This window comes from Arthrobacter sp. HMWF013 (assembly GCF_003061105.1).
In the GTDB taxonomy this organism is placed as follows: Bacteria; Actinomycetota; Actinomycetes; order Actinomycetales; family Micrococcaceae; genus Arthrobacter.
The window spans coordinates 1-3,925 of record NZ_QAIQ01000142.1 but is presented as its reverse complement, the minus strand read 5'-3'; the positions used below and the strand labels follow the sequence as shown (position 1 = coordinate 3,925).

Annotated in this window: 3 protein-coding genes, 1 tRNA gene and 1 pseudogene; 2 read left to right on the top strand and 3 right to left on the bottom strand. The window is 65.2% G+C overall.

Annotated elements, in window-relative coordinates; genetic code table 11:
• The 3 genes from DBR22_RS06650 to DBR22_RS06640 all read right to left on the bottom strand — a co-directional run.
• Positions 1-1,313, bottom strand: a 1,313-nt coding sequence (locus DBR22_RS06650; protein ID WP_181365064.1) for a lamin tail domain-containing protein, incomplete at its 3' end; no start/stop codon positions are given.
• A 254-nt stretch (positions 1,314-1,567) separates the two neighbouring features.
• The gene (locus tag DBR22_RS06645) at positions 1,568-2,338 is read right to left on the bottom strand and encodes a VOC family protein (protein WP_108598352.1); all 771 of its coding nucleotides are present in this window, start codon (positions 2,336-2,338) and stop codon (positions 1,568-1,570) included.
• Between the two features lie 177 nt (positions 2,339-2,515).
• Positions 2,516-2,603 (bottom strand) — tRNA-Ser (locus DBR22_RS06640).
• A gap of 108 nt (positions 2,604-2,711) precedes the next feature.
• Between DBR22_RS06640 and DBR22_RS06635 the strand changes: the two genes are divergently transcribed.
• Both DBR22_RS06635 and DBR22_RS24340 read left to right on the top strand, forming a co-directional pair.
• Positions 2,712-3,695 carry an NAD(P)H-quinone oxidoreductase gene (locus DBR22_RS06635; protein ID WP_108598351.1) on the top strand — a complete coding sequence of 328 codons (984 nt, stop codon included), beginning with the start codon at positions 2,712-2,714 and terminating at the stop codon, positions 3,693-3,695.
• A gap of 134 nt (positions 3,696-3,829) precedes the next feature.
• Positions 3,830-3,925, top strand: a pseudogene (locus DBR22_RS24340) (helix-turn-helix transcriptional regulator); the annotation flags it as partial.

Below are 3,925 nucleotides of genomic sequence, written 5' to 3'. Positions count from 1 at the left end.
ACTTGGGCCTTGTTGGCGGTGCTGCCCAGGAAATTCGTGGTGGCGCCGTCGTCGAGCTTGATGCCGCGGGCGGCGTTGTCCGCCACAGCGGCCTGGTATCCGGCGGTGCCGTAAGGCGCGACGGCGGTGGGCTGGACCAGCGTGGTGGTCCCGCCGGACAAACCGATCTCGCCGTACTGGTTCAACGTGTAGTTGTCCGTGACGGTGACCGGTCCCTGTGGCGCGAGGAGCATGCCCTCGAGGGACTCGCGGAACGATTCGGCGGCCGGCAGGGTGAAGTTGGTGGCCTTTACTTCCGGAGCCGCGTCGGTGAGCTTCTTCAGGTCCGCCGCGGCGGCGACCGTCACCTGGGTCATGTTGTAGAACTCGCTGACGGCACCCGTCACTTCAACGTAGTCGCCGATCTGGACGGAACCAGCGGTTGCGCTCGAGTAGACAAAAACAGCGTCCGACGCCGTGTGGCTGGCCGGGGTGAGGTCCCCGCCGGTTCCCGGGGTCTGGATGTAGTAGCCGGCGAAGCCGCCGGTGGGGAACGTCGCGGTGACTTTGCCGCGGGTGGTCACGGAGGTCCCTGCCAGTGGGCTGGCGGTTCCGGTGCCTTGGATTTCGGCAATCGTCCTGCCCACCGGCGTTGGATCCGGATCGGGCTCAACGGAGCCGCCCGCCGTCTGTGGGGTGATGCTGGGGCTGAGTGCGAAGTCAGCGGTGTTGCTGTTGCTGTCCACGCCGCCGGCGCGGTTCAGGCTCCGGACGTCGGTGTTTGACGTGGTCCCGGCCGCGGCCGCGGTCTCAAAGGTGTTGGACGTGCCATAGCCCAGGAGGTCTGCCACTCCGGCCGGTTCAATGACCGAACCGGTGGCGAGGGTGACGGCTGTTGCCTGCTTCGCCAGCACGATGGTGCCGTTCTGGCCCTGGAAATTCAGGTTCGTGGCTACGGTGTCCGCTGCGGGAAGGTCCGCCCCGTTCGTACCGTTGCTGCTGCCCTGGACGAGGTAGTACCCCTTGGCGGGGATGGAACCCGCCAGGGGAGCCACGGCAGGCGCCGTGGTGCCGCCGGCCGAACGGTACTGGAGTGACCAGCCCGCCAGGGAAACCGGGGAGTCGGAGCCGTTATAGAGCTCAACGAACTTGCTCTTGAACGCTGCGCCGGTACTGCCGCCGCTCAGGTACGCCTCGTTAATGACAACGGGTGAGGTGCCCGCGGCAGCAGGCGATGGGTCGACGGCGAAGGCCGGGCTGGCTGCCAGCGGGGCTGCAACGAGCCCTGCTGCCAGCACGGTGCCGAGCGCTGCCCTCAAGGGGGAGTGATTCATCCGCTCTAACTTTCACTGTGGCCCCGGGGTCTGGGGCGTTTTCTCTGGCCGGAGCGGTGTGCACCGGCCAGTGAGCCGGTCATTTCATCCGGCCAGACGTGTCCATTGGAGAGCCAAGCAGCACTGAGTGAACGCGAGGTTACCGCAGGGTAGGTTTATGAGGTCGGAGCATAACGCAGAAACCGGCCGGGGTCTTGTCAACAAGGGTGGCAAGACCCCGGCCGGTTCCGGGTGGGGTGCGGACTGTGCGCGGTCTAGCCGGCGATGATCTTGAAAATTGCCCCTGTGGGGTCGGCCAAAGTGGCCAGGCGGCCGAACGGCGAGTCCTCCGGGCCGTCGATCACGGTGGCGCCGAGGTCAACTGCCTGCTTGATCGAAGCGTCGGTGTCTTCGACGGCGAAGTAGATCTGCCAGTGGGAAGGAACCCCGGCCGGGAGGTAGCCCGAGGCGTCCATGATGCCGGCCTTGGCGGCGTCGCCGGCGCCCAGGGTGGTGTAGCGGAACTCCGGGCTGTCACTCATGACATCCGTCTCCCAGCCGAACACGTCCTGGTAGAACTTTACGGCGGCGTCGTAGTCCTTGGTGTGCAGTTCGTGCCAGGCTGGTGTGCCCGGTTCTGCCACCAGTTCGTAGCCCTTCATTTCGCGGGGCTGCCAGACGCCGATGGCCGCCCCTGATGCGTCGCCGAAGATTGCCATGTGGCCCTGTTCCGGGACGTCCATGGGTGGCATGAGCACCTGGCCGCCGTGGGCTGTGACGGCGGCTGCGGTGGCCTCGGCGTCGTCCGAGCGGAGGTAGGTGGACCAGACGTCGGGCATGCCGGCCTGGTCGGCGTCCTTCTGCATGACCCCGGCCACGGATTTTCCGTTCTTGCTCGCCATCATGTAGCCGCCGTACTTGTCCTGGTCTCCGGTTTCGAATTCCCAGCCGAACAGTTCGCCGTAGAACCGGCGGGCAGTGTCAGACTCGGATGTCATCAGATCGATCCAGCAGGGTGCGCCGGGGGTGAGGTCAGGTGCGGGCATAGTGGGCTCCTTGGTGTGAACGGGCGGAAGACAGGCCTCGAACGGGCTGCCGGTCTCGTCATGCAGTGGAGACAGCACCGACACTATGCGGGAGCTCTGACAGTTTCAACGGAACCCAGGGTTAAAGCTAAAGAACCCCGGTTGGCCAGCATTGCTGGCGAACCGGGGTTCCTTTCGCGGAAGGTAAGAGATTCGAACTCTTGGTACGGGGTTACCGCACACTAGTTTTCAAGACTAGCTCCTTCGGCCGCTCGGACAACCTTCCCTAACGAGTAGTGTTTCATAGGCAGTTGGCTGCAACAAAACGCCGGTCCGGCGTGCGTGCGGTGCACACTGGTTTGGTGCACTAATCAGCTAGAAACGGGAGTTCGCGATGAGAGCCGTCTACATAACAGAGCCTGGCGGTCCGGAGGTGCTGGAGGTCCGTGAGGTGGACGCGCCGGTCCCAGGGCAGGGCGAGGTACTGATCGACGTCGTCGCGGCGGGTTTGAACAGGGCCGACGTCCAGCAGCGCCGGGGCTTCTATCCGCCGCCGCCGGGTGCCTCCGAGGTTCCGGGGCTGGAAGTCTCGGGCCGGATTGCCGGGTTCGGGCCCGGCGTCACCAAGGCATTTTCCATTGGGGACAAGGTGGTGGCGCTGCTGGCCGGGGGAGGCTACGCCGAAAAGGTCGCCGTTCCGGCGGGGCAGGTGCTGCGGATCCCCGACGGCGTTGACGTGGTCACTGCCGCTGCCCTGCCGGAAGTTGCGGCCACCGTATATTCGAACCTGATCATGACCGCGCAACTGCAGGCGGGCGAGACCGTACTGATCCATGGCGCCACCGGCGGGATCGGCACCATGGCCATCCAGTTGGCCAAGGCCTTCGGTGCCAAGGTAGCCACCACGGCGGGGACGGATGAGAAAGTCGGCACGGCCAAGGCTTTCCTGGGGGCTGACATAGCCATCAACTACAAAGAGGAAGCCTTCCCGGAAAGCCTCCGGCGGCAGAACGGCGGCAAGGGAGCCGACGTCATCCTGGACGTGGTGGGGGCCAAGTACCTGGCGCAAAACGTTGATGCGCTCGCCGATTACGGCCGGCTTGTGGTCATTGGACTGCAGGGCGGCGCCAAAGGCGAACTGGACCTGGGTTTGCTCCTGAAGAAGCGTGCCGCGGTGGTGGCCACTGCGCTGAGGCCCCGGCCGGTGGCGGAGAAGGGTGCCATCATGAACGCCGTGCGGGAGTCCGTGTGGCCGCTGATCTCTGACGGCCGGATCCGCCCCCTGGTGGCGAAGACTTTTCCGTTGGCCCAGGTTCAGGCGGCGCATGAGTACTTCGATTCCGGAGACCACGTAGGGAAGATCCTGCTCGTCATGTAACCGCCACGGAGCGGCGGAGTAAATACTGAGTATTGTGCCCTGGGCAGGATTGCGTTAGCCTCAGTCCATACGCGGTATGCACGGGTCTTGGGGGTCCGTGCGTACCGCCCGCTGACGCCGTCGCAAGGAGCACCATGTCCATCCGCCACAGCCTCCTCGCCCTGTTGCAGGATCAGCCGCGTTACGGCTACCAGCTCAGGGTCGAGTTCGAGAACCGCACCGGGTCCACG